Origin of the sequence: Protofrankia symbiont of Coriaria ruscifolia, assembly GCF_900634745.1 — a bacterium.
Lineage (GTDB): Bacteria > Actinomycetota > Actinomycetes > Frankiales > Frankiaceae > Protofrankia > Protofrankia californiensis.
In genome coordinates this window covers 1-2,353 of the sequence record NZ_CAAAFR010000011.1, presented here as the reverse complement: position 1 = coordinate 2,353, position 2,353 = coordinate 1, and the positions used below count along the sequence as shown (strand labels likewise).

General features: G+C 66.4%; 2 protein-coding genes and 1 pseudogene. 2 read left to right on the top strand and 1 reads right to left on the bottom strand.

What is annotated here, in order from left to right; translation table 11 throughout:
* Window positions 1-86: 86 nt before the first annotated feature.
* A complete protein-coding gene (locus tag CV1CTNOD_RS01025; RefSeq protein WP_131784338.1) occupies window positions 87-278 on the bottom strand; it encodes a hypothetical protein in 192 nt (63 codons plus the stop codon).
* A gap of 116 nt (window positions 279-394) precedes the next feature.
* Here CV1CTNOD_RS01025 and CV1CTNOD_RS01020 point away from each other — a divergent pair, with 116 nt between their 5' ends.
* Both CV1CTNOD_RS01020 and CV1CTNOD_RS26065 read left to right on the top strand, forming a co-directional pair.
* Window positions 395-1,579, top strand: a complete 1,185-nt coding sequence (locus tag CV1CTNOD_RS01020; protein ID WP_131784337.1) for a lipid-transfer protein — start codon at window positions 395-397, stop codon at window positions 1,577-1,579.
* Between the two features lie 382 nt (window positions 1,580-1,961).
* A pseudogene (locus tag CV1CTNOD_RS26065) lies at window positions 1,962-2,099 on the top strand (IS701 family transposase); the annotation flags it as partial.
* Window positions 2,100-2,353 lie beyond the last annotated feature (254 nt).

Here is a 2,353-nt window from a genome sequence, read left to right as displayed (position 1 = left end):
CGCTGACCGCGAACGTTTGCCGGGTCGGGTCAGGCTGCCCATCTTCCGGGAAGGCCGATCGCGTTCCGCTGGCTGCGTACGGCTGTTCAAACGTCGCCGCGCAGGCCCACTGACAGGAGTTGCGCGGCCTTGACCGGGCCGATCTCGAAGCGGCCGAGCCGGTGCCGGTAGAAGGCCAGCGCGGAGTACGAGTCGATCAGGGTGTTGTCGGAGTCGAAGAACGCCACCTCCTGTCGGTGAGCCGTGGGCGGCGCGACCACAGGCTGTGGTACCTCCACGTCGCTCCACCTTGTGAATCATAGCAAGTATGCCGCACATCACAATGACCCTCTTAGCTTGCCTTACCGTGGTGTTCACAGTATTAAGTGAACAACTAATAGTCTCGGGAGTGATGATGGGCGATCGGGTCACGGTGGCGGGCGTCGGCATGGTGCCGTTCGCGACGCCGAGCAGGAGTGACAGCTACGACGTGCTGGCCGAGGGGGCGGTGAAGGCGGCCCTGGCCGATGCCGGGATCGACCTGGCGGCGGTCCAGCAGGCGTACGCCGGCTATGTGTACGGCGACTCGACGAGCGGGCAGAACGCGCTGTACCGGGTGGGGATGACCGGGGTGCCGGTGGTGAACGTGAACAACAACTGCTCGAGCGGGTCGTCGGCGCTGTTCCTGGCGCGTCAGGCGGTGGCCTCCGGGGCTGCGGACTGCGTGCTGGCGTTCGGGTTCGAGCAGATGCAGCGCGGCGCGCTGAAGATGCAGTGGGACGACCGGCCCAGCGCCTTCGGCCGGTTTGACGAGGTGCTCACCAAGGTGCAGGGCGAGGTCGAGGGTGTGCCGTTCGCGCCGCGGTACTTCGGCGGTGCGGGCGCGGCCTACTGCGAGAAGTACGGGATGGACCCGTCGGTGTTCGCCCAGATCTCGGTGAAGTCGCGCAGGCACGCGGCGAACAACCCGTATGCGGTGTTCACCGATCCGGTGACCGTGGAGGAGGTTCTTGCCTCACCGCGGATCTTCGGTCCGCTGACCCGGCTGCAGTGCTGCCCGCCCACCTGCGGCGCGGCCGCCGCGGTGGTCGTTTCCGAGGATTTCGCGCGCGCCAACGGGCTGCGCGCCGACGTGGCGATCACCGCGCAGGCGATGAGCACGGATACCCCGTCGTCGTTCGACGGGGACCTGATGCGCCTGGTCGGTTACGACATGACCAGGTCCGCCGTGGGGCAGGTGTACGAGGCGGCCGGGGTGGACCCGCACGATGTCCGCGTGGTGGAGCTGCACGACTGCTTCACCGTGAACGAGCTGATTTGCTACGAGGCGCTGGGGCTGACCCCAGAGGGCACGGCGGAGAAGTTCATCGCCGACGGCGACAACACCTACGGCGGCCGCGTGGTGACCAACCCGTCGGGTGGGCTGCTGTCCAAGGGACACCCGCTGGGCGCGACCGGGTTGGCGCAGTGCGCGGAGCTGGTGTGGCAGCTGCGCGGCGAGGCCGACAAGCGCCAGGTGGAGGGCGTGAACGTGGCGCTGCAGCACAACATCGGCCTCGGCGGCGCCGCCGTGGTCACCCTCTACGAGAAGGTGGCCTGAGCAGGCACTGTTGCATTCGTCGATCACAGTTGATCTTCACTGCAGATCTTCCCGTCAGACGCGCTCATGTGCCCCGATCAGTGAGGCTACCGGCCGCCCGGAGCCGCGTTGATGAGTCTCGGCGCCGGAAGACTTGCAGCCAGGATCCGCCGGTGCACGCGAATGCAACAGCGCCCCCAGAACCACCTCGCCGACACCTTCGGCCTCACCGGTGGGCACCCCGGACTTAGGTAATACAGTCCAACAATATCAACATCTGCTGTGACCGGCGAAAACCGTAGCAAAGATCGAAATAGCTAGGAAACTCCATCTAGTAGTACTTCGTTAGGTTGATTGGATCTCGGCTGGTGCGGATAGGGAGAAGACGGGACAGACCCACCAGATGCAACCCCGGCTGCTGGAGTTCACCGGGCAGATGCTCGCCAGCCTGGCGCGCAAGGACCAGCGGGCCACCGGAGAACTGCACGTGCGAGGACTGCTGGGCGAGGGCCGGCGCAAGTCGATGCAGCCGATGGCCGACCTGTGGGGCTCCAGAACCCCGATTTGGGTGGTGACCTGCGCGTTTGCCTGCAGGGCGGGGGCCGCGTCGGGCAGGCTGAATGGTCATGGTGTAGTCCCTGCTCTACACCCTGACGCGCAACGCCTTCGGGGTGCTGCTCCACCTCCTTCGCGGTGACACCGCGAAGGAGGTGGAACGGGTCTGTTGCGTTGGTGCGGTCCGCCGTCTCGGCGACCGGCCAGGCATGGTGGGTGGATGCGTCGATGTGCCGTCCG

Excerpts from the sequence above, each read along its gene's own strand:
- CV1CTNOD_RS01020 (WP_131784337.1), top strand. The coding sequence starts at position 395 with ATGGGCGATCGGGTCACGGTGGCGGGCGTCGGCATGGTGCCGTTCGCG.